The 20,791-nt window shown below is 38.4% G+C and carries 14 protein-coding genes; 5 read left to right on the top strand and 9 right to left on the bottom strand.

Going from position 1 to position 20,791, the window contains the following annotated elements; genetic code table 11:
* The first annotated feature begins 1 nt into the window (after window position 1).
* The 3 genes from JKG64_RS09195 (at window position 2) to JKG64_RS09185 (ending at window position 1,597) form a co-directional block, all read left to right on the top strand.
* On the top strand, window positions 2-598 hold the full coding sequence (locus JKG64_RS09195; protein WP_210353989.1) for a DUF502 domain-containing protein: 597 nt from the start codon (window positions 2-4) through the stop codon (window positions 596-598).
* Between the two features lie 7 nt (window positions 599-605).
* Window positions 606-1,208 carry a sensor histidine kinase gene (locus JKG64_RS09190; protein WP_210353988.1) on the top strand — a complete coding sequence of 201 codons (603 nt, stop codon included), beginning with the start codon at window positions 606-608 and terminating at the stop codon, window positions 1,206-1,208.
* Between the two features lie 122 nt (window positions 1,209-1,330).
* Window positions 1,331-1,597 carry a hypothetical protein gene (locus JKG64_RS09185; RefSeq protein ID WP_210353987.1) on the top strand — a complete coding sequence of 89 codons (267 nt, stop codon included), beginning with the start codon at window positions 1,331-1,333 and terminating at the stop codon, window positions 1,595-1,597.
* A 41-nt stretch (window positions 1,598-1,638) separates the two neighbouring features.
* Here JKG64_RS09185 and JKG64_RS09180 read toward each other — a convergent pair whose 3' ends face one another.
* The 4 genes from JKG64_RS09180 to JKG64_RS09165 all read right to left on the bottom strand — a co-directional run bounded on the left by JKG64_RS09180 (window position 1,639) and on the right by JKG64_RS09165 (window position 8,823).
* Complete coding sequence (locus tag JKG64_RS09180) at window positions 1,639-4,191, bottom strand: DUF5686 and carboxypeptidase-like regulatory domain-containing protein (RefSeq protein WP_210353986.1); 2,553 nt, start codon at window positions 4,189-4,191, stop codon at window positions 1,639-1,641.
* 200 nt (window positions 4,192-4,391) lie between these two features.
* Complete coding sequence (locus JKG64_RS09175; RefSeq protein ID WP_210353985.1) at window positions 4,392-5,141, bottom strand: isocitrate lyase/PEP mutase family protein; 750 nt, start codon at window positions 5,139-5,141, stop codon at window positions 4,392-4,394.
* 62 nt (window positions 5,142-5,203) lie between these two features.
* Complete coding sequence (locus JKG64_RS09170) at window positions 5,204-6,085, bottom strand: hypothetical protein (RefSeq protein WP_210353984.1); 882 nt, start codon at window positions 6,083-6,085, stop codon at window positions 5,204-5,206.
* 119 nt (window positions 6,086-6,204) lie between these two features.
* The gene (locus JKG64_RS09165; protein ID WP_210353983.1) at window positions 6,205-8,823 is read right to left on the bottom strand and encodes a valine--tRNA ligase; all 2,619 of its coding nucleotides are present in this window, start codon (window positions 8,821-8,823) and stop codon (window positions 6,205-6,207) included.
* 171 nt (window positions 8,824-8,994) lie between these two features.
* Here JKG64_RS09165 and JKG64_RS09160 point away from each other — a divergent pair, with 171 nt between their 5' ends.
* Together JKG64_RS09160 and JKG64_RS09155 are read left to right on the top strand one after the other, a co-directional pair.
* Window positions 8,995-10,875 carry an LTA synthase family protein gene (locus tag JKG64_RS09160; RefSeq protein WP_210353982.1) on the top strand — a complete coding sequence of 627 codons (1,881 nt, stop codon included), beginning with the start codon at window positions 8,995-8,997 and terminating at the stop codon, window positions 10,873-10,875.
* A 14-nt stretch (window positions 10,876-10,889) separates the two neighbouring features.
* Window positions 10,890-12,824 carry an LTA synthase family protein gene (locus tag JKG64_RS09155; protein WP_210353981.1) on the top strand — a complete coding sequence of 645 codons (1,935 nt, stop codon included), beginning with the start codon at window positions 10,890-10,892 and terminating at the stop codon, window positions 12,822-12,824.
* A gap of 10 nt (window positions 12,825-12,834) precedes the next feature.
* On the opposite strand, the gene JKG64_RS09150 is transcribed toward JKG64_RS09155, so the two are convergent.
* The 5 genes from JKG64_RS09150 to JKG64_RS09130 all read right to left on the bottom strand — a co-directional run bounded on the left by JKG64_RS09150 (window position 12,835) and on the right by JKG64_RS09130 (window position 20,573).
* Window positions 12,835-14,040, bottom strand: coding sequence for a hypothetical protein (locus tag JKG64_RS09150; protein ID WP_210353980.1), 1,206 nt, complete (start codon window positions 14,038-14,040; stop codon window positions 12,835-12,837).
* A 69-nt stretch (window positions 14,041-14,109) separates the two neighbouring features.
* Entirely contained in the window at window positions 14,110-15,129 is a 1,020-nt protein-coding gene (locus JKG64_RS09145; RefSeq protein WP_246512513.1) for a hypothetical protein, read from the bottom strand.
* Between the two features lie 72 nt (window positions 15,130-15,201).
* Entirely contained in the window at window positions 15,202-16,434 is a 1,233-nt protein-coding gene (gene odhB / locus JKG64_RS09140; protein ID WP_210353979.1) for a 2-oxoglutarate dehydrogenase complex dihydrolipoyllysine-residue succinyltransferase, read from the bottom strand.
* A gap of 66 nt (window positions 16,435-16,500) precedes the next feature.
* Window positions 16,501-19,239, bottom strand: a complete 2,739-nt coding sequence (locus tag JKG64_RS09135) for a 2-oxoglutarate dehydrogenase E1 component (RefSeq protein ID WP_210353978.1) — start codon at window positions 19,237-19,239, stop codon at window positions 16,501-16,503.
* Between the two features lie 152 nt (window positions 19,240-19,391).
* Window positions 19,392-20,573 carry a deoxyribodipyrimidine photo-lyase gene (locus JKG64_RS09130; RefSeq protein WP_210353977.1) on the bottom strand — a complete coding sequence of 394 codons (1,182 nt, stop codon included), beginning with the start codon at window positions 20,571-20,573 and terminating at the stop codon, window positions 19,392-19,394.
* Window positions 20,574-20,791 lie beyond the last annotated feature (218 nt).

Raw genomic sequence — 20,791 nt, 5'->3', positions numbered from 1 at the left:
TATGTTTAAGAAGATTTTTCAAAGGCTGTTATATTACTTAATCAAAGGTACTTTGGTTATGGTTCCTGTTGCTGGTGCGATATTTTTGATCGTTTGGATAGTTGCATCGTTAGACAATGCACTGAACATCACGCAACATTTTTTAGAGGATGAAGAAGGACATCCCCTTTATATTCCGGGGATTGGAATTCTAACGGTAATTATACTTCTGATAATCGTTGGGCTAATCTTTACCACGTTGGTTACGGAGCCGATTAAGCATTGGCTTAACCGAACAGTTAATAGAATTCCACTATTTAATACTTTGTATTCCTCAATTAAGGATTTTACGGAGGCTTTTGTAGGAGATGCTAAAAAGTTCAATGAACCTGTTCTGGTTGAAGTAAATGAGACTGGTTTAAAAAAAATTGGTTTTCTTACACAAAAGGATTTAGGAAAACTGGGGTTAACCGATGAAGTTATTGTATATTTTCCCTATTCTTATTCTTTTGCCGGACAAGTTGTAGTGGTTCATTCGTCTCGTGTCACCAAATTAAATATGAGTGCGACAGATGCTATGAAATTAGTCGTTTCAGGAGGTGTCTCCGGAATTGAATAGCAAATAGATGTCAGTGTTCTTAAAACGTATATTTAATAAAGAGAAAATAAAACTTGATGATCTTCTTGTTGCTGAAGCCAAACTTTCCTTGGAACAAAGCAAGTTAGACAAGCAGTTGTTATTAGCTCATTTTAAAAATGAGCAAAGCATTTCCGCAGATTTAGGGTCTTATCTGCAAGATATTCTGCAGTCAGGAAATGATGGTCCGATTTCATTAACGGAGGAACTCAAAAATCTCGAAAGGTATGTTGGACTATATGGTCATTATAGAAAAAATGAAATCCAGGTTTTGTATGACTTTCCTTTGCAAGAGGAAATAGAAGTAATCGCTCCCTTCATATTGTTTCCTTTGATCCAAAATGCACTCCATTACGGTTATCATGTAGATGCTAAATTCCCTGTACGCGTTCGCGGACGTTTGCTTGGCAAGACGCTTACGTTAGAAGTCAGCAATCGAATCAACCACTATCTAGTAGATCAAAGGACTACAGATATTATATCGTTCTTCAGATCTAGATTAGACTATGAATACCCAAGCAGCTACGATTTAATTTTAAATAGTAACAGCAATATCTTCAAAGCTTCATTGCGTTTAAAACTTGACGATTGAAACCTTTAAATTATGTTAATATTAATGTAATTATTTTATAACAATTGATTTTTAAAAACTCATTTAGTTATATTTATATAAGAGTTTTAAATAAATAATTGTCGGATTTAAATACATAAAAAATGATTGGTACATTAATAGAAAAGGAAGACATCAACAATTATAAAATTATTGCTGCCAAGGAGAGTAAGGTAGAAGAGCTATGTGGAAAATTAAACGATGCTCAGCGTTTAGGTAATGAGTTTAAGTCCAAAGTGACGATTATATTCAATACAGAAGACGGTCCCATGCGTATAGAGACCACGGTGTGGTCACTGACAGATAAGTATATACAAATAAAAAGCGGCGTGTTAATTCCGCTCTCAGCAATTATATCAGTTGAGTATTAAAACATAAAAAAAGTCCAGAATTCTGGACTTTTTTTATGTTTTTAGAAATCAAACTTGATGCGGGCACGAATACCTGATTTTGATACTCCTGGTTGGTCAAGGTAATTTAACCTTTTGACATAGTCCACCCTTAATATTTTGAAGATGTTGGAAAGTCCGATACTAGCCTCCATGTAAGGCTTAGAACCAAATGTAAACGAAGAAATCTCTCCATCGGAATTGGTTTGCCAAGAATAGACTTTGTTGTTAAATGAAGGATTATTCTCATCTCTCAGTCCGCCATATAGTCCTTTGAAACTAAACACCTCTCGAAGTTGCAAGCGCTTTATTAAAGGGATTTTATTTAGTATAAAACCATTCATGTAATACTGTATGTTTAGCCCTACGTGGTGATCAGAAATAAACTCCATAAAGTTCATGAGGTTATAAGACTGTAGTTGGTAGGCATAAGTCTGGTTTGCGCGATGTATGGTAAGTAAAGGGTATGGTATATTTTTTCCCAGTACGTAACCTCCGTCTACAGTCACATCGGCTTGACCTAACTGTGATAGGTAAAACCGTTTAAAGATACTACCTGTAAAGTTGTGATAGTTTTGTTCGCCGTCTAGCAGTCCTTTGATACCTGCAGTATAATTAATTGTGAAAATTGGGTATTGATTGAAGATAGGCGTTCTGTATAGTTTTCCCTGATAATACTGCTCGTTTGGAGCCCAACGTAACCCTAGGCTTACCTCTGTCGTGTTCAGCTCATGTATTAAATAGGGATCCCCCTGCTCAGGTCTCATTTCATAGCGTATTACTCCGGCAGGTTTTTGCTTCCATTTACTTAGGCCTGCTGTTACAGAAAGATGGTTTTCAAATTCAGCCTTATAATCCAGTCGGTAAATATCATTATAGAGGTAGCTTTTGTTTTCCCCGCGTTTGAACGAGAGCAATGCGTTATCTTCCTGTATAAATTCCAGATTTTGCCCCGGGATCTTCGTGTCATGCTGTACTGAAGCCCGAAGATAATGCTGCGGGAAATTATAGACAGATTTATTATTTAGAGAGTACGTCCCACTGACAAAATATTTCCACTTTTTGTCGTTAAATCCATACGCACCATAGGCTTCAGCATAGAAACGCTTGCTTAGACTTTCAGTGGTTCTACCTCCTACGCGTAGTCGTAATCCCTCGACCGGGTTATAGCTATAAAATGTATTTACAGGACCAATTTCTACCGGACCTGCCTGTTTGTAGCCGGACAATACCAAGGCACTGATATCCATAAATCTCCTAAAAGACGACATTAATTGTAGCGTGTCGATATTATGATAGATATTCATCTCTGACTTGTTGAGGGGTTCGTGGCGTAGGGTAGCCCAATAGCTTTCCCTAACTTCCTCCGTCTGTGGAGGAACAGGTACTTTGACAACATCATCACCAGCGTAAATACTATCCGGTTGCTGCCTACCACTGACGTAATCTTTATAAAATACTATTCGATTTCCCCGAATTCCCTTACCTTTTTCCGATAAGGCAAAATCAATTCCAAGGCTACTTTTGTTTAGGAAATACTTATTACGATTATCTTTTTCAAATGCAAGTTCAATATCCAGATCCCTTACAAAGTTAAGGTTGATATCATCACTCACTTTCATTTTGGCTCCCTGGACTGCATAATTCCCATCTAAGGTGACATAAAGCTTTCCCTGAAACAAGAAATCACTCTTGTTACGAGGAAAGAAGCTTAACTCTACGAGCCAGGGTTGATCAGATTTAATGGTATCCGTAATATAGAATCTGTAAAATGTGGGTGAGCTGTTTGCAATAGGGCTCAAGAACTGATTAGTCAATAGACTGATATTACTATCATAAATATCAATCTTTTCATACAGCTTATTGAAGTAAGATGATAACCCTTCATTATCTATAAACTTAGGGTCAAACTCTGCTCTTTGTTCCGCAATAATATACTGTTTCGTTTTTTTAGGGTCTTTTCTGTAATAAAATTTCGAAACTCTCTCCTCTATGAAGGCAGGTAAGATATAGCTTTCTGTGGCTGTTGAATCATCTCTTTGAAAGAGAAATTGATAGTTTTTAAATACCTTCTTTTTTACAAATTTGGGTGAAAGATTACTTAAACCCAGTGATATTTTTTCATACTGTTCATATTCCGCAAATTCTTGCCCAGTCAAACGGTTTTGGTCCCGATGGGCAATTACTTGGCGGATGAGCTCGACCGCAGGATTGTTTTTATTTGAATATTTAAGCTTAGGTCTTTTGACAACAACTTCATCAATTAGGTTTTCAGGATCGAGTACCAAATCAAAACTGGTCTTATCTCCACTCAAATCTAGCATCTGTTCATGATAACCAACATAAGATACACGAACTTTAACCTGCCTGCTAGGTAGTGTCAGATTAAAGTTTCCATTATCATCAGAATATGTTTTTTGTTGTCCACCTACTACTGCAATGGTGGCAAAGGAAATAGGTTCCTTATTTTGTTTGTCCAGAACCCGACCTCGTATCTGAATTTCCTGGCCATTTGCGAGGCTGAAAAAAAGTAAACCAATAATAAGAAATATGCTGTTGTTGATTAGCTCTCTCATGTTTAAACAACTATGTTTTTACTTTTGACTTTAAAACATTTTTATTCAAAAGTTATAGTGCAAATTACGAGCATATTTTCCAAATATAAAAGTGTACGAATTGAGTTTGACTTTTTTGTGATAAAAGTCTAAGTGTCTAACTTTTGATTGCAGATTACTATCCTTTATTTAGGCAGAAATGAGCTGATATTATTATTACTTTACTTTGGTAGTATCGGAGAGTTCAAAAAATCATTGAAAACTTTTTTGTTTTGATTGACTAACCATTCGTATATTTTCGCACCATGGCTCAAGCGTTTTATGCCCCATTCAGCGAGTTGCTGAACAGGAGCAAGATTCGGTGTGAGAAATAGATTAATTGGGAGTTTAGTTGTGTTTACCAAAGATGCAATATCAGATTTTGCTTCTACTAGTGGAATAAAAAGTCCATCTGCCCCTGCTTTTTCATAGGCGTTAGACCGCTTTATAGATTCTTCCAGTAACTTCTCATGTTTGGTTGTGTAAGTGTCTATTCGTGCATTGATGAATATCGGTTTGCCTATTGCTTTGATTGCCTGTATTTTTTTCTCTAGAACTGTTATTTCACTAAGTTTTCGAGTTCCATTTACCACCTTTCCATCTTCCAGGTTGATACCGACTACACCGATCTCCAAAAGACGTTTTACACTATTCGCTACTTCAACAGGATCATCAGAATAGCCTGCTTCAAAATCAACTGATACGGGGATATCGACCGCCTTAACAATGCGTTCAACCATAAATAAAATTTCATCTACGCTTATTCTTTCTCCGTCAGCATATCCCAGTAGATTGGCTATGGCATGGCTCGATGTTCCGAGCGCTTTAAAACCCGCGTCTTCAGCCAATTTTGCCGATTGTGCGTCCCAGACATTTCCAAGGATTAGCACTTGTGGTTGTTCATGTAGTTTTTTAAATGTAGTGTATCCCATTTTTCTATCTATTGTTGTATGGATAGAACATAGATAGGAATATTTTGTTTTGAAAGCTGTTTTTAATTAACAGCTTTCATTTCTATAACTTCAGAAGCGACTTTGCCGTTCCAGATATATTTAACCCGTTTACGGGTCGTTTTATATTGATAGTCTTGGGCATCTTCATCAATGACTTCCCCTTCTTCAATATCCTTGATTATTAGGTTTTTGTCAAGGTTATGTTCAGAAGGGAAGAGAATTTTCTCCTCATGATAATAGATTCCGGCATCACCTACCGTATAACGGTTAAACATTGGGATAATTTCATTGCCATTCCAACTAAAATAGTAGTATTCACTAGGTATACCACATGCCTCACCCAAAAAACCTATACGGATAATGTTTTCCAATCCCTCTAGACCCATGTTGGGTAATAATTTATGTTCTGAGTAGCGTTGTTCGGAAAGACCAGCAGGATAGTAAACTTTGGTCTTGAGATTGTGGTATGTATCAAAGCACTTTACCTCTAGCATATAGGCTTCAGGACTATAAGATGTCTCCTTATCACGACGCAAAAAACCTACACTGAAAATAGTACCATCTTTATGCTGCATACGTCCTATTGCCAAAAGACCGGACCAGATGAATCCATCTTTTTGTTTACCATTCTTAATATAGGATATCTTTCGCCAAGGCGCTTCAAATCCCCGTGCTGTAGAGTTGTTATAGCAGTCTGATTTAATAACAACTAATGTTTCCTGTGGAATGGAGTCTAACAGCTTCCCCTTGGTCCCTGGATAGTCTCTTATGTACGCCATATTAGCAAAGACATAAGCAGTGTCTCCTTTTTCTTTCATCCAGAAGTCGTAACCTTCCTCTAGAATGTAAGCAGCCGGTTCCTCCTGTGCGGATAGGGAACTGGCCCATACCAGTATTAATAAACTGAAAAGTATATTTTTCATGTGTTCTTACAATATAATAATGCGAATTACCGAAAAAAAATGAATCTGTACAATCGCTGAAAATGGGGATAAAAAAAACCTCACTTTTTTGTGAGGTTTTTAATTTATGCCTGGTTTTATTATCCCAGCGATGTTAAGCTCTCTTCTAAGATTTCAATCTTAGCTAGGGCATCTGTTTTTTTATTGCGCTCGTTTTGTATTACTTCAGGTTTAGCATTCTGAACAAAGCGTTCGTTGGATAATTTCTTATCTACCGAAACCAAGAAACCTTTTAAATAATCGATTTCTTTACTGATACGTTCTTTTTCAGCGTCGATATCAATATTTTCTGTATCGAGCCTGACGTAACACTCACTTTTACCTGCCAAGAAGCTTAATGCTCCTGTTACCTTTTCCTGTACAAAAGTCAGGTCCGAAATATTAGCTAATTTGATAATGCTTTCTTGATATTTAGAGAAATCCATATCGGAAGCATTGATGGCTAAAGGCAACGCTGTTTTAGGAGACATCCCTTTCGAATTACGGATATTACGCACCTCAGAAATGATTTGTTGGACAGAAGCAAACTCTTTGATTATCTGCTCATCAAAAGCTTTTATTTTAGGGAATTCGGCAACAATTACACAGTCTTTTGCTTCGCGGTTTCCGAATAGCTCATCGTGCCACAATTCCTCCGTTAGGAACGGCATAAACGGGTGAACTAGGGTCAGCACTTTTTGAAATAATACTTTAACCGTTTCCAATGTTTCTGACTCGATTGGTGTCTGATAAGCTGGCTTAACCAGTTCCAAATACCATGCACAGAAATCATCCCATATTAGTTTATAAGTCGTCATCAGAGCATCCGATAGACGATAATTGTTAAAGTGTTCTTCGATTTCAACTACAGCTTGGTTAAAGCGGTTTTCGAACCATTCTGCAGCTGTTTTTTGCGCTTCCGTTGCTGGCGCCTCTATGCTATCCAAACCTTTTACTAAGCGGAAAGCATTCCATATCTTATTCGCAAAATTACGTCCCTGCTCGCAGTAAGAAACATCAAACATAAGGTCATTTCCCGCAGGAGACGAAAGCAACATACCTACACGTACACCATCGGTTCCGTATTGTGCCATTAGCTCAATAGGATCCGGCGAGTTGCCCAAGGATTTAGACATCTTACGACCTAGCTTGTCGCGTACGATACCTGTTAAGTATACATTGCGAAAAGGAGGCTTTTGGGTATAGTCGTGTCCCATAATGATCATCCGTGCAATCCAAAAGAAAAGAATCTCAGGAGCTGTCACCAGGTCATTCGTAGGGTAATAGTATTTAAACTCTTCATTTTCCGGATTGCGTACACCGTCAAATACAGACATAGGCCATAGCCCTGAAGAAAACCAAGTGTCCAATACATCCTCTTCCTGATGAATTCCTGATGTGGATTTTCCTTTTTCCTCAAACTCCTGTATAGCCTCTGTTTCAGTTTTAGCAACTACCCATTCATTTTTATCATTATACCAAGCAGGAATACGCTGTCCCCACCAAAGTTGACGGGAAATACACCAATCTTTTACATTTTCCATCCAATGCTTGTAGGAAGCAAAGAATTTTTCTGGAATCAGCTTTATTGTGCCATTTTCTACATATTCTAGAGCCGGTTTAGAAAGTTCTTCCATTTTACACCACCATTGCATAGAAAGCTTAGGCTCGATAACAGCATCAGTACGCTCAGAGAAACCAACTTGCGATTTGTAGTCTTCGATTTTCTCAATCTGTTCTGCTTCTTCAAGCAATTTAGCGATCTTCTTACGGGCTATAAAACGGTCTTCACCCACCAATATCTCTGCCTTCTCATTTAATGTACCATCGTCATTCAAGATGTCTATTACAGGTAGATTATGTTTTTGGCCCAGCTCATAGTCATTTAGGTCATGTGCTGGAGTCACTTTAAGACATCCGGTTCCAAATTCGATATCGACATATTCATCTTGGATAATCGGAATTTCCCTATTAAGCAAAGGCACTAATACTGTCTTTCCTTTTAGATGGGCATAGCGCTCGTCATTCGGATTGATACACACTGCAGTATCGGCCATTATAGTTTCAGGACGCGTAGTTGCTATAATAACATACTCATCACTGTCTTTTATCTTATAGCGGATATAATAGAGTTTCTGATTGACTTCTTTACGTATTACTTCTTCATCCGATAGTGCGGTTTTTCCTTGGGGGTCCCAATTTACCATACGCACACCGCGGTATATATAGCCTTCCTTGTAAAATCTGATAAATGTATCGATTACCGATTCTGATAGCTCCGGATCCATCGTAAATTTAGTGCGTTCCCAATCACAGGAAGCTCCCAGTTTCTCTAATTGTTTAAGGATGATTCCTCCATATTTCTCTTTCCATTCCCAGGCATGCGTTAGGAAATCTTCGCGAGTCAGAGATTTTTTGTCAATCCCTTGTTCTTTGAGCATGGCGACGACCTTAGCCTCAGTTGCGATAGATGCGTGGTCCGTACCAGGGACCCAACATGCATTTTTACCTTGCATACGGGCGCGACGAATCAATACATCTTGAATTGTATTGTTCAACATGTGGCCCATGTGTAGCACCCCAGTGACATTTGGCGGAGGCATTACAATAGTGTAGGGTTCGCGTTCATCAGGTGTAGAACGGAAAAAACCATTCTCCATCCAATAGGAATACCATTTGTCTTCTGCTTCTTTTGGATTGTAAGTTTTTGCTATGCTCATTGCTATAAATATGGCGTAAAAAGTGTACAAAAATAAGGATTTAAGCTGTGAAATCCCACTTTCTTCGCTCAAATAAAGAAGAGGTTAGATATAATCTGTTAAAAAAATGTTAATAGGTGATTAAGAGATTGATAATTAAGCGTAAATTTGCTCGTTTTATAATAGAATAGGATGCAGAACTTAGTTAATGAGTTAAAGGCTTTAACTCGTTATTTTTTATTTTGGTTGATTATATGTTTTATTGATCGTTTTATCTTTATAATTTCTTTTTTTGAAAAGATAAAGGGAAGTCCATTCATGGATGTGGTCAAGATTTTTTATCATGGCTTATTTTTGGATTTTTCTGCAGTCGCCTATATCTGTGCAATTCCATTTCTGTTTTATTGTATCTTAAGTTTTCTGCCTAAGGTGAAACTTAAACGTAAAGTGTTAGATGTATATACATTGATTGCATTATTGGTATACTTCGGTGTTTCATTTATCAATATCAATATTTATAGGGAGTGGGGCGACAAGATTTCAAAGCGGGCTATCGATGCCTTTTGGGCATCCCCATCGGGAGCAGTTGCCTCTGCAGAATCTACACCTATTTTCGTACCCATTGTCGGGATAATACTGGGTATAGTATTGGGATATTACCTTTATAGATACCTATTCAAATCGGTTTGGTTTTTTAATATAAAAAAACCGTTACCGAATCTAATGAAGTTCCTGATAGGTATATTTATTCTGTTTACTTTCATCCGTGGAGGCTATGGGAGGGCGCCGTTAAATCCAAGTAAAGCTTATTTTTCGGAGAAGACATTTTACAATCATGCCGCTGTAAATACGCAATGGTCGTTGCTACGTGATTATTTCACACGTAGTACATTATTACGTAATCCTTATCCTTTCTACAGTGATGATGCTTCGATCGCATCTGCCATCAAGCCTGTCTTTGAGCACAATCCAGATTCTGCGGTACAGGTGCTGACTACAACACGTCCCAATGTCGTTCTGATCATGATGGAGAGTTTTGTAGGCGATTTAGTGGCCTCTTTGGGGGGAGAACAGGGAATAACTCCTAATCTGGAGAAGTTGATCCATGAAGGTATTCTTTTTGATCAAATTTATGCAGCTTCCGATCGATCGGACAAAGGGATGATCGGAATTCTGAGTGGATTCCCGGCTCAGGGCCCCGAGAGTATTATCAAATACATTCCCAAGCATGAAAATATTCCAGCTATTGGGGAGGAGTTGGATAGCCTAGGATACAGCAATTCATTCTATCATGGTGGACAGAGCGAGTTCTATAATTTTAAGTCCTATATGTTGACGCATGGTATCGACCGAGTTGTCGATCAAGCTAATTTTGGGTTGCATGAAGAACGCGCTTCTTGGGGAGTGTATGATCATGTTATCTTTAATCAAATGATTAAAGATTTCAAAAAAGAACAACAGCCCTTTTTCTCAACGATGTTTACGCTGATCAATCACGAGCCTTTTGATTTAAAGGGACAGTATAAATTTGGAAACGACAGTAATCCCAATAAATTTAGAAGTACAGCCTACTACACGGATTCCGTGATTTTTGATTTTATAGAAAAAGCCAAACAGGAATCCTGGTATAAGAATACGTTGTTTGTATTGATTGCTGATCATGGACATCGTCTCCCTACAGAGAAGTGGGATTTGTCACAGCCCAATAGATTCCATATTCCATTGGTGTTTTTTGGAGATGTGATTAAGAAAGAATATAGAGGTAAGGTGATTTCTAGAATAGGTAATCAAACCGATTTAGCGACCACTCTGCTGCAGCAATTAGACGCCAGTATCAAGCGCTACCCTTGGAGCCGAGATCTGTTCAATCCTACCACCGCAGAAGTCGCTTTCTACAATTCAAAAGATGCTTTTGGAATTATAACAAAGGGACAGGCTTTGTCTTTCGATAATGTTGGTAAATCGATCAATTTTCAGGCTGATCCTTCATTTCCAAAAGCAAAGTCAGATAGTTTGTTGAATATAGCTAAAGCTTATTATCAAGGTGTTTATAAGCAGTTTTTAGCATATTAGAGTTTTCAATAGCAATGAAGAGTTCATATACTATACGTAACAGTTGGAATTCACTTGGATTACTTGTGATTCTTTTTATCGTCCTACTACTGCTGTACGCCTTATTGCGGATAGGTTTCTATGCTATCAATCATGCTTTGTTTCCACAGGTAGATAGTGGTTCTTTAGTAACAATGCTTATTGGTGGTATTAAGTTTGATACAGTCGCTATTTTGTACGTTAATATACTTTTTATTTTACTGCAGATAGTGCCGTTCCCTTTTAAGTACAATTCACTTTATCAAAAAATATGTAAATGGATTTTTGTAGTTACCAATAGTATTGCAATGGCTTTAAGTTTAGTGGATTATGCTTATTATCCCTTTACATTAAAGCGCACCACTGGCACTGTTTTTAGCCAGTTCTCAAATGAGCAAAATTTAGGACAGTTGACCTTAGATTTTCTGATTGGATATTGGTATTTGGTACTTTTATTTGTGGGACTCATCTTTTTAATAGCTTGGGCCTATGATAAGATTAAGATTCAACGACCAGTGTCGCTATCTTGGCAGTTTTATCTATTTCAGTCTTTATCATTTTTGCTTATTATCTTTTTGTTTATTGGCGGGGTCCGTGGCGGTTGGGCGCATAGTACACGACCGATCACACTGAGTAACGCTGGGGATTATGTTAAAAATCCAGAAGAAATGAGTATTGTACTGAATACGCCTTTCAGCATCTTGAAAACTTTAAAAGCAATACAACTTAAAGAACAACACTACTTTTCGCAGGACGAAGTTAATACCTTATATCCAGTTGTTCATCTTCCTAGTGATTCTGCTTCTTTTCGTAAACTCAATGTTGTATTTTTAATTTTGGAAAGTTTTGGAAAGGAACATATTGGTGCATTGAATAAAGATATCGATCATGGAAATTATAAAGGTTATACGCCTTTCTTAGACTCTTTGATATCGCATTCTTTTACCTTTAATCGCTCTTATGCTAATGGAAGGAAATCCATAGACGCCTTGCCCTCTGTTATTACAGGTGTTCCTTCCGTAGGCGAACCGTTTGTCTTATCTATATATTCTGGCAATAAAACCACAAGTATAGCTAAGTTACTGGGAGATGAGGGCTATGAAACAGCTTTTTTTCATGGCGCACCCAATGGAAGTATGGGATTTTCTGCATACACACAGTTGGCCGGTATCAAACACTATTTTGGCAAGAACGAATACAATAACGATGCTGATTTTGATGGTATATGGGGGATTTGGGATGAGCCTTTTATGCAGTTTATGGCGCATAAAATGGATCATTTAAAGCAACCTTTTTTCGCTGGTTTTTTCTCTCTCTCTTCCCATCATCCATTTAAAGTTCCTGAACACTATCAAGGCGTGTTTCCCAAAGGGCCAGTAGCTTTACAGGAACCAATTGGTTATACCGATAATGCCTTAAGACAGTTTTTTAATCAGGCATCTAAAAGTGATTGGTATAAGAATACCCTTTTTGTAATTTGTGCAGATCATACGAGTCTAAGTGCTTTGCCTGAATATCAGACTTTACCCAATACATTTGCGATTCCTATCGTGTTTTATCATCCAGGTAGCGATTTAAAAGGAGTTTCTGAGAAGTTGGTACAGCAGATTGATATTATGCCTACAGTCCTCAATTACTTAAATTATCCAAAGCCTTATTTCGCTTTTGGCTTTGATGCTTTGGATAAAAGTAAGGATAACTTTGTTGTCAACACCACTGGAGAAGTATTTAACTTCTTCAATGGAGACTATTTTATGACCTATGATGGGCAGAAGGCTAGTTCTTTGTACAACCTAAAGATAGACGGAATGCTTAAAGAAAATCTTGTAGAGCATAATAAAGCTGTAAGTGATAGTTTGACGAAAAAACTGCATGCTTTCATTCAGCAATATAACTATGGAATGATACATAATAAATTGGTCGCCGAATGACGACCAATTCTTACAGAAGTTGTATTTTAAATTGTTCTTTATACTTTATCGGGATAGGTAATTGGAGTGTTTTTCTATTCAATTCCACCGTTAATTCGTTATCATTTTCGTCTTTTAGATACAGCTTGTCGTCGTACCATACTTTTGCTTCTGCAGCTACTGCAGAAAGGTAGGGGATATATTGATCTTCATTAAGATAACTGATCTCGTAAGTATTATCTTTTTGTATTACTTGCCAAAATGGCTTTCTAGCACTACCGGCCATTCCGACAGATGGAGAGAATCCGGCATAGTTCAATCGGACTTCTTTGTCAGGGTTTAAAGATTGAAAGTAGGCCGCTATTGTATCCTTATCATAATACTTTTCTAAGTCCATGGTTGTTATCTTTTTGAAGTTTCCATCCATAACCAGAAGACGACCCGCACTAAAGGTACACGCTATATTGAAGGATGCATCATAATAGAAGTGCCAGGGTTTTAGCTCTGGGTTCCAAGAGCGTTCTGTAGCTAGATAGACCATGTCATTTGTTTTCTCTTTATCTATTTTCTCTAGATTATAAAAGTCAAATATGGCAGTAGGTGTATTGCTTCCGAAAAGTTTGTCCTGATCTACTTCTATTTTTGTAATCAATGGCATTGCCCGTTCATTTTTGAAGATATAGACATAGGTTACCTGTCTAGGCGGATCTAATTTCTCCGGTGGAGCGATAGGAGGAGGTTTTGTGCCTGTTCGTGCTTTTGTCGGTGCTTTCTTTTTGGGTTGAGGAGGGAATATAGTCTCCTGGCCGACAGCGTACAGAAAATCTTTGTTAATCATATAGACCCTCTGAAATACTTGACCTTGCAAAGCTTTTGGAACAGGAAGAATCTCTCCCGTCTTCTGTCCCCAAAGAAAGTTTTTTCCTTCCCTCTCCACATTGGCAAAGTACTGACTATCCACGAAAATACTATTACCATCAAAATAATCAAAGGATTCCTTCTTGCCCGTCTTTAGGTTGATTAAAAATTCCTTTTTTTCCTTGTTTCCAAATAGTGCGTAGTCTTTAATCTGATCATTATGCGTAGTGAAGTTCCCTTCGATGATATTGGTTCCTTCTAGATTTGTCAGTCCGAACTGCTTATTGTATTTAAAAAGAAAGTAGTTGTGCTGTGCACAGAGATAATTGGGTAGTGTTAAAAAGGCTACCAATAAAAGTTGAAATAGTTTATAGTGCATGTATGTGCATTTTTTGGGATACGCACACAAAAGTTATGCCTTAAAATAGTAATTGCCTAAGTTTTTTGTTTATTTGTGCCATAAAGATTGGCCAAAGTTGTAACGCAATGTAAAAGCTTGTTGATTATCTATTTGATCTTTTGAAAAATGGAAAGAAACAACGAGTTTCGCTTCAATGGCTTTCGATGTAAATGGTGCCCAGCTTAGGTCTACTCGGTCATACTTGTCCCTCCGGTAGAAGGGGTCTCCATTAGGTAAGTTTTGAGCTTGTCCGAGGTACAGGGTATTCGTTAGTCCAAATTTTTTATAACCCAGATGTTGTTTACTTATAAAACCTTTTGTAACCTGCATATCATACTTTGTGCGGATACGGTCAAAACCAACGACCGCCCCAGCATCTATAGTAAGAGAGTCTAATGTCGTTTTGTCGCTCAGGTCTAAACCTACATTTGCCGTAATCACGCCATTATCTTGTACATGCTCATCAAGGTCATCATTACTTGTTAGGGCATTATGATAGAGGATACCCGCGTGTTCTACATAGAACAGCCCCTGATGGTAACTTCCTGCAATCCCAGCCATAAACCGTTCGCGATCCGTAAAGGTCTGCTTACTTAGCCAATCAATAAATACACGCTGTTCAAAGCCTTCTTTACGATATTTGAAGAACATACCTTCTAGATTTGGACGGTCATACATAAAGGTATCCGCCAATACTACACGAGGGACATTTTTCAGCCGTTCGTATCGCGGTATAAATCCTATTGCAAAGTCTATATTGGTCGATGTGTAGTTATAGTAAGCTATAGGATTGAATGCACGCTTATCTTGCTGGCGGCTACCAAAATCCTTGTTGTAATGAACCCCACCATATAAGGCGTGGTTATCACTGAGTTTAAAGTACAGTTGAGGTGATATTAAACTGCCAAAGATAGTTTTGTCTTCTGTATAAGTAGTTCCATACTCTCTATTATCAGCATACCCAAAGAAGTCTAATTTTACACCTATTTCTTGCGCTTTTAAGTACCCATTGCCAACAGAAAACAACATGGATATTAAAAAGACAATAAGACGGAGCAAGTGTTTCATAATAGGCTTTTTTTAAAATAAAAGGCCGCTCCTGTTAAAGACGGCCTTTTAAACCTGGTATATGTAGTGATATTATACTTCTAGTAATAAACGAGCAGGGTCTTCTAGCAATTGTTTTACACGAACCAAGAAGCTTACTGACTCGCGACCATCAATAACACGGTGGTCATAAGACAAAGCAATATACATCATTGGACGAATCACAACCTGACCATTTTCCGCAATAGGACGTTGTACAATATTGTGCATACCTAAGATTGCAGATTGAGGAGCATTGATGATCGGAGTAGACATCATAGATCCAAATACCCCACCATTGGTGATTGTAAATGTGCCACCTGTCATTTCTTCTATCGTCAATTTACTATCTCTAGCTTTAGTCGCAAGATTGATAACTTCTTTCTCTACTTGATATAAAGTCATCGACTCCGCGTTTCTGATTACAGGAACGACTAATCCTTTTGGAGCAGAAACAGCAATAGATATATCTGCAAAATCAGAATAAACGATTTCGTTTTCTTCGATACGTGCATTTACTGCAGGCCATTCTTTCAATGCTGTAGTAACAGCTTTAGTGAAGAAAGACATGAAACCAAGACCAACACCATGTTTCTCTTTGAAAATGTCTTTGTATTTGGCTCTTAAGTCCATGATTGGTTGCATGTTTACCTCATTGAAGGTTGTTAACATTGCCGTCTCATTCTTAACGGATACCAAACGTTTAGCTATTGTTTTACGCAGGGAGCTCATTTTTTCACGACGCTCATTACGTGCCCCTGCTACTGTAGGTACTGCTGTAGTAGCTACGGCTGGCTTAGATTCAGCCTTAGGAGCTGCTGGTTTAGCTTGTGCTTTTTCAGCATCTTCCTTCGTGATACGACCATCTTTTCCTGTACCTTTTATGGTAGATGGATCAATTCCTTTTTCTCTTAAAATTTTAGCGGCTGCAGGAGAAGCTGTTCCAGCTGCGTACGAATCTGGATTTTCGGAAGCTTCAGCAGCCTGAGGTGTAGCCGTTGTTGCGGCAGGAGCTGCAGGAGCATCTGCTTTTTTATCTCCAGAAGGTGCATCACCTTCTTCAATAGTACATACTACTGCACCGATTTCTAGAGTATCACCTTCTTGTGCGATGATACGAAGAATACCTGCTTTTTCAGCGGGTAGTTCAAATGTAGCTTTGTCTGATTCCAGTTCGGCAATGTTTTCGTCCATTTCGACGTAGTCGCCATCTTCTTTTAGCCATTGGGCTAAGGTTACTTCGGTAATTGATTCACCAACCGTAGGGACTTTGATTTCTAAGCTCATATGTGTTCTTTTTAAAGCCAGCGTTGTATAGGTTTTATCTATACAACGTTTGACTTTTATAATTTGTTATTCAAATGCTTTATTAATTATTGCTTCTTGTTGAGCGATGTGTTGTTTCATATAGCCTGTTGCCGGACTACCGCTTTCTTTTCTTGCGATTACGTCTGTAAACTCAATTTCGGATCTACGGAACGAACGACAGTAATATGGCCATGCGCCCATGTTTTCGTTTTCTTCCTGTACCCAAATGAAAGCTGTAGCTTTATTGTACTTTTTACGGATCGCTAGTAATTGATCTACTGGCGCAGGGTATAACTGTTCGATACGTACGATAGCGATATCATTACGTTTTTCAGTTTGTTGTTTTTCCAACAAATCGTAGTATACTTTTCCTGTACAGAAGAGCACACGCTTTACTGAAGCTGCTTTTACAGATGTATCGTCGATGACCTCTTGGAAGTTAACCTTTGTGAAGTCTGTTACTTTTGAAACCACTTTAGGGTGGCGAAGCAAGCTCTTTGGTGTGAATACAACAAGTGGTTTACGGAAATCGCGAACCAACTGACGGCGTAACAAATGGAAATAGTTAGCTGGTGTGGTACAGTTCGCAATAATCATATTATCGTTAGCACACAGCTCTAAGAATCTTTCGATACGTCCTGAAGAGTGTTCTGGTCCCTGACCTTCCATACCATGTGGAAGCATCATTACTAAACCGTTAGAACGTTTCCATTTGGTTTCAGCACTGCTCAGGTATTGGTCAACAATAATCTGCGCACCATTATAGAAGTCACCAAATTGTGCTTCCCAGATGGTAAGTGCTTGCGGGTTGGCCGAAGCATAACCATAGTCAAAACCTAGAACACCATACTCTGAAAGTAGAGAGTTGTAGATGTTGAATTTATCACCACCTTTGACATTAGCCAATGGAATGTATTTCTCTTCCGAATCTTCTAATGTCAATACCGCATGACGGTGTGAGAACGTACCACGTTGTACATCCTGCCCTGAAATACGGACACGCTTGCCTTCATTCAATAGGGTAGCATAAGCCATAAGTTCACCCATTGCCCAATCGTACGCGTCTTTTTCAATCATAGAAGCACGATCCTCGAAAAGTTTCGAAATCTTACGGAAGAACTTTTTGTCCTTTGGTAGAGATGTAATCTGTGTCGCTAATTCCTTGAATGTCTTATCCGAAACTTTGGTTTCTACCGTTTTAAATATATCTGCTTTTTTAGCAGGGCGTAACCCTTTCCAGGCACCACCAAACATAGGGACTTCTTCTTCCAGATTCTCCACTGCTTTGGAGGCATCTAGTTGTGTCTGTAGGTAATCTTTGAATTCTTTTTCGACCTCTTTGGCATAAGAAGCGTCGATTGAACCTTCATCGATTAATTTTTTAGCATATACCTCTTTGGGGTTAGAATGCTTTTCAATCAACTTATAAAGTAGTGGCTGCGTAAATTTAGGCTCATCTGCTTCATTATGACCATAACGACGGTAACATAATAAGTCGATGAAAACGTCTGTTTTATATTTTTGACGGTATTCTACCGCAAGATTGATAGCATACACGACCGCTTCAGCATCATCTCCATTGACATGGAATACCGGTGAAGATGTAATTTTAGCAACATCGGTACAATATGTTCCGGAACGGGCATCTTTATAATTGGTAGTAAAGCCAACTTGGTTATTGATAACAATATGAATTGTACCACCAGTTTTGTAACCGTCCAGTTTAGACATTTGTGTAACCTCGTAAACAACACCCTGACCAGCAACTGCTGCATCTCCATGGATCAATATAGGTGCTATCTTAGAAGAATCACCATCATATTTCATGTCGATTTTTGAACGAACCATTCCTTCAACAATTGGACCTACTGTTTCCAAATGCGAGGGGTTAGGTGCTAACGACAAGTGTATGTGTTTGCCTTTGTCGGTTGTTATATCCGAAGAGTAGCCCAAGTGGTACTTTACGTCTCCACCAAATTGTAGTTCAGGATCCTCTTCTTTATACATTTTACCTTCAAATTCAGATAAAATAGTCTTGTATGGCTTGCCCATGATATTGGCCAATACATTTAACCGGCCACGGTGTGCCATACCGATCATAAATTCTTGAAGGCCTAAGTCAGCACCTTTCTCCATAACAGAGTCCAAGGCTGGGATTAAACTTTCAGCACCTTCTAGAGAAAATCTTTTTTGACCCAAGAATTTGGTACCTAAAAAGCTTTCAAAAACAACCGCTCTGTTCAGTTTTTGCAGAATACGTTTTTTCTGCTCTGGGGAGTAGTTCGGCGTATTGCGATCCGCTTCCATACGGTCCTGCAACCATTTTATTTTTTCAGGGTTACGAATGTATTTAAATTCCGCTCCTATAGAACGGCAATAAGTATCTTCGATAAGTTGACGAATGTCGCGTAGTTTGGCAGGGCCTAGGCCGATTTCAATCCCCGCATTGAATACGGTATTCATGTCTGACTCCGATAGACCAAAAGTCTCTAGCTCTTTGCCAGGATAGTACTTCCGGCGCTCACGGACAGGGTTAGTGTGTGTAAACAAGTGTCCACGGTCTCTGTAGCCGTGAATCATGTTTAGCACATTGATTTCTTTCAACGCATGTTCTGAAACATTTTCGGTGTCGATGTTGACACCTGCAGCGCCTTGACCAAAATCAAAACCCTCAAAAAATTTTTGCCATCCAAAATCTACCGAATTCGGATCTTGCTTGTACGCTTGATATAAGCCATCGACGTAGCTCGAATCGGCGTTACTCAAATATGTCAATTTATCCATTTACTTTTGATATAAGTCTAAAGAATTTGCCAAATTTAGGAATTAAATAGGAGTTTCGAGTACTGAAATTGAAGTTTTTGTAGTTAAATAGTGTCAATTTAATAGCTGTAAATTTAAATGGCTCACTTGGATAAGTTGAGTCTTATTTTATCTTAAACGGCTAGCTTTGCATATTCAGATTTAACTTTGTCCCAATCTCCTGTAGATTTATTATTTTTAATACTTGTTCCTTGACCTGCCATATGTGCCCAAAAGCCATATATGGTCGCAGGCGCATAGTCTACGAGCTGTTGCTCGAACCAGGCGGCTCCAGCAAGCCAGCTCTCATTAAGCTCATAAATAAGGTGTAAGGCTACTATTTCCCGTTCTCTGCGCGTCAATCTTCCTGTGGTGTTCAGTTTAGACATCAGGTTATTTACAGTGTCGCAGGAGGTTTGGCCTTCTGTCCATGAAGTTAATGAATTATTGTCCGGTAATCCCTGGTTGCTTTTGAAATAGCAGTTTGGATACTTTTTTAGCATAAAACGAAAATAATCCCTTACCATTAGATTTTCTAAGAAGGCGTTAATTCCTTTCTTGTTCTTGGGCGTAGTATTATTTTTGAGAAAATGATAGGTATAAGCAGGGGAGAGTACTCCTAGTGCAAGGTAGGGTGATAGCTCCGTATAACTTTCCATATTCATTTCTGTTTCCTTTATCAGGTCGTTTAGCTTAGCGTTTGCCGCCAATTCTCCAGTTTGAGGCGTTGCATCCGGGAGATCAAAGGGAAATATAGTCTTCTCTAGATGAGGAGGAAGGTTTACCTGTTCTATATCTGCTATACAACCACGAACAAAGCTCTCTTTTGTTACTTTTTTACGAAATGTATTGAAGTCATTGGGGATGTCTCGAATAGGAAAAGGTAAGTCCTCTTTATGGTACAAAGTGTGGCCGATAAAGTGACGTAAATTCCTTTTCACTTTCCAGAGTTCTTCTTCCACTAGTTCGGAGATATCTGTTTCGCGTTTTGCTACTTCACGATGATGGTACACCTCATCGGCATCGTATTTTTGGACCAGTTGGGGGATGATCTGTTCCGGATATCCCTCATAGGTCAACAGATCTCCTCCCAAAGATTGCAATTTCTCTTTTAAAGAAAAGACAGTCTGCGCGATGTAATCTGCTCGAAATTCTCCGGTGTTCTTAAAACCAAATTTGTTCTCTTGGTAATAACGGGGGTCGAAAATATAAACTGGAATAATAAAATCTGCTTTCTGAATAGCACTTTGCAATACCTCATTGTCATGGGTACGAAGATCATTCCTAAACCAAACTAAAATAACCTTTTTGCTCATTTACCTACCACGTACTTATTTAGATTAAATTCAAGTTTTGTAAAGATATTATATTTACCGGATTGTCGGATGGGCAACCTTGAATATTTACAATATTCAAACAAAGTGAGAGTTTGTCTAGTTGAGGAAGAATTTTTAGCTTTTTTTAACGAACTGATAATGAAGAGTCTCTTATTTTTGCGAAAACAAAAAATTGAAAAGTAAGCTTGTCTCTAATG

Origin of the sequence: Sphingobacterium tabacisoli, assembly GCF_017908035.1 — a bacterium.
Classification (GTDB): Bacteria; Bacteroidota; Bacteroidia; order Sphingobacteriales; family Sphingobacteriaceae; genus Sphingobacterium; species Sphingobacterium tabacisoli.
Note: the sequence above shows the minus strand (reverse complement) of the source record. Positions and strands in the feature narration are given on the sequence as shown.

Excerpts from the sequence above, each read along its gene's own strand:
- JKG64_RS09150 (WP_210353980.1), bottom strand. The coding sequence starts at position 14,040 with ATGCACTATAAACTATTTCAACTTTTATTGGTAGCCTTTTTAACACTA.
- JKG64_RS09165 (WP_210353983.1), bottom strand. The coding sequence starts at position 8,823 with ATGAGCATAGCAAAAACTTACAATCCAAAAGAAGCAGAAGACAAATGG.
- JKG64_RS09160 (WP_210353982.1), top strand. The coding sequence starts at position 8,995 with ATGCAGAACTTAGTTAATGAGTTAAAGGCTTTAACTCGTTATTTTTTA.
- JKG64_RS09185 (WP_210353987.1), top strand. The coding sequence starts at position 1,331 with ATGATTGGTACATTAATAGAAAAGGAAGACATCAACAATTATAAAATT.
- JKG64_RS09155 (WP_210353981.1), top strand. The coding sequence starts at position 10,890 with ATGAAGAGTTCATATACTATACGTAACAGTTGGAATTCACTTGGATTA.
- JKG64_RS09145 (WP_246512513.1), bottom strand. The coding sequence starts at position 15,129 with ATGAAACACTTGCTCCGTCTTATTGTCTTTTTAATATCCATGTTGTTT.
- JKG64_RS09180 (WP_210353986.1), bottom strand. The coding sequence starts at position 4,191 with ATGAGAGAGCTAATCAACAACAGCATATTTCTTATTATTGGTTTACTT.
- JKG64_RS09195 (WP_210353989.1), top strand. The coding sequence starts at position 2 with ATGTTTAAGAAGATTTTTCAAAGGCTGTTATATTACTTAATCAAAGGT.
- JKG64_RS09190 (WP_210353988.1), top strand. The coding sequence starts at position 606 with ATGTCAGTGTTCTTAAAACGTATATTTAATAAAGAGAAAATAAAACTT.
- JKG64_RS09175 (WP_210353985.1), bottom strand. The coding sequence starts at position 5,141 with ATGGGATACACTACATTTAAAAAACTACATGAACAACCACAAGTGCTA.
- JKG64_RS09170 (WP_210353984.1), bottom strand. The coding sequence starts at position 6,085 with ATGAAAAATATACTTTTCAGTTTATTAATACTGGTATGGGCCAGTTCC.
- JKG64_RS09135 (WP_210353978.1), bottom strand. The coding sequence starts at position 19,239 with ATGGATAAATTGACATATTTGAGTAACGCCGATTCGAGCTACGTCGAT.
- JKG64_RS09130 (WP_210353977.1), bottom strand. The coding sequence starts at position 20,573 with ATGAGCAAAAAGGTTATTTTAGTTTGGTTTAGGAATGATCTTCGTACC.
- odhB (WP_210353979.1), bottom strand. The coding sequence starts at position 16,434 with ATGAGCTTAGAAATCAAAGTCCCTACGGTTGGTGAATCAATTACCGAA.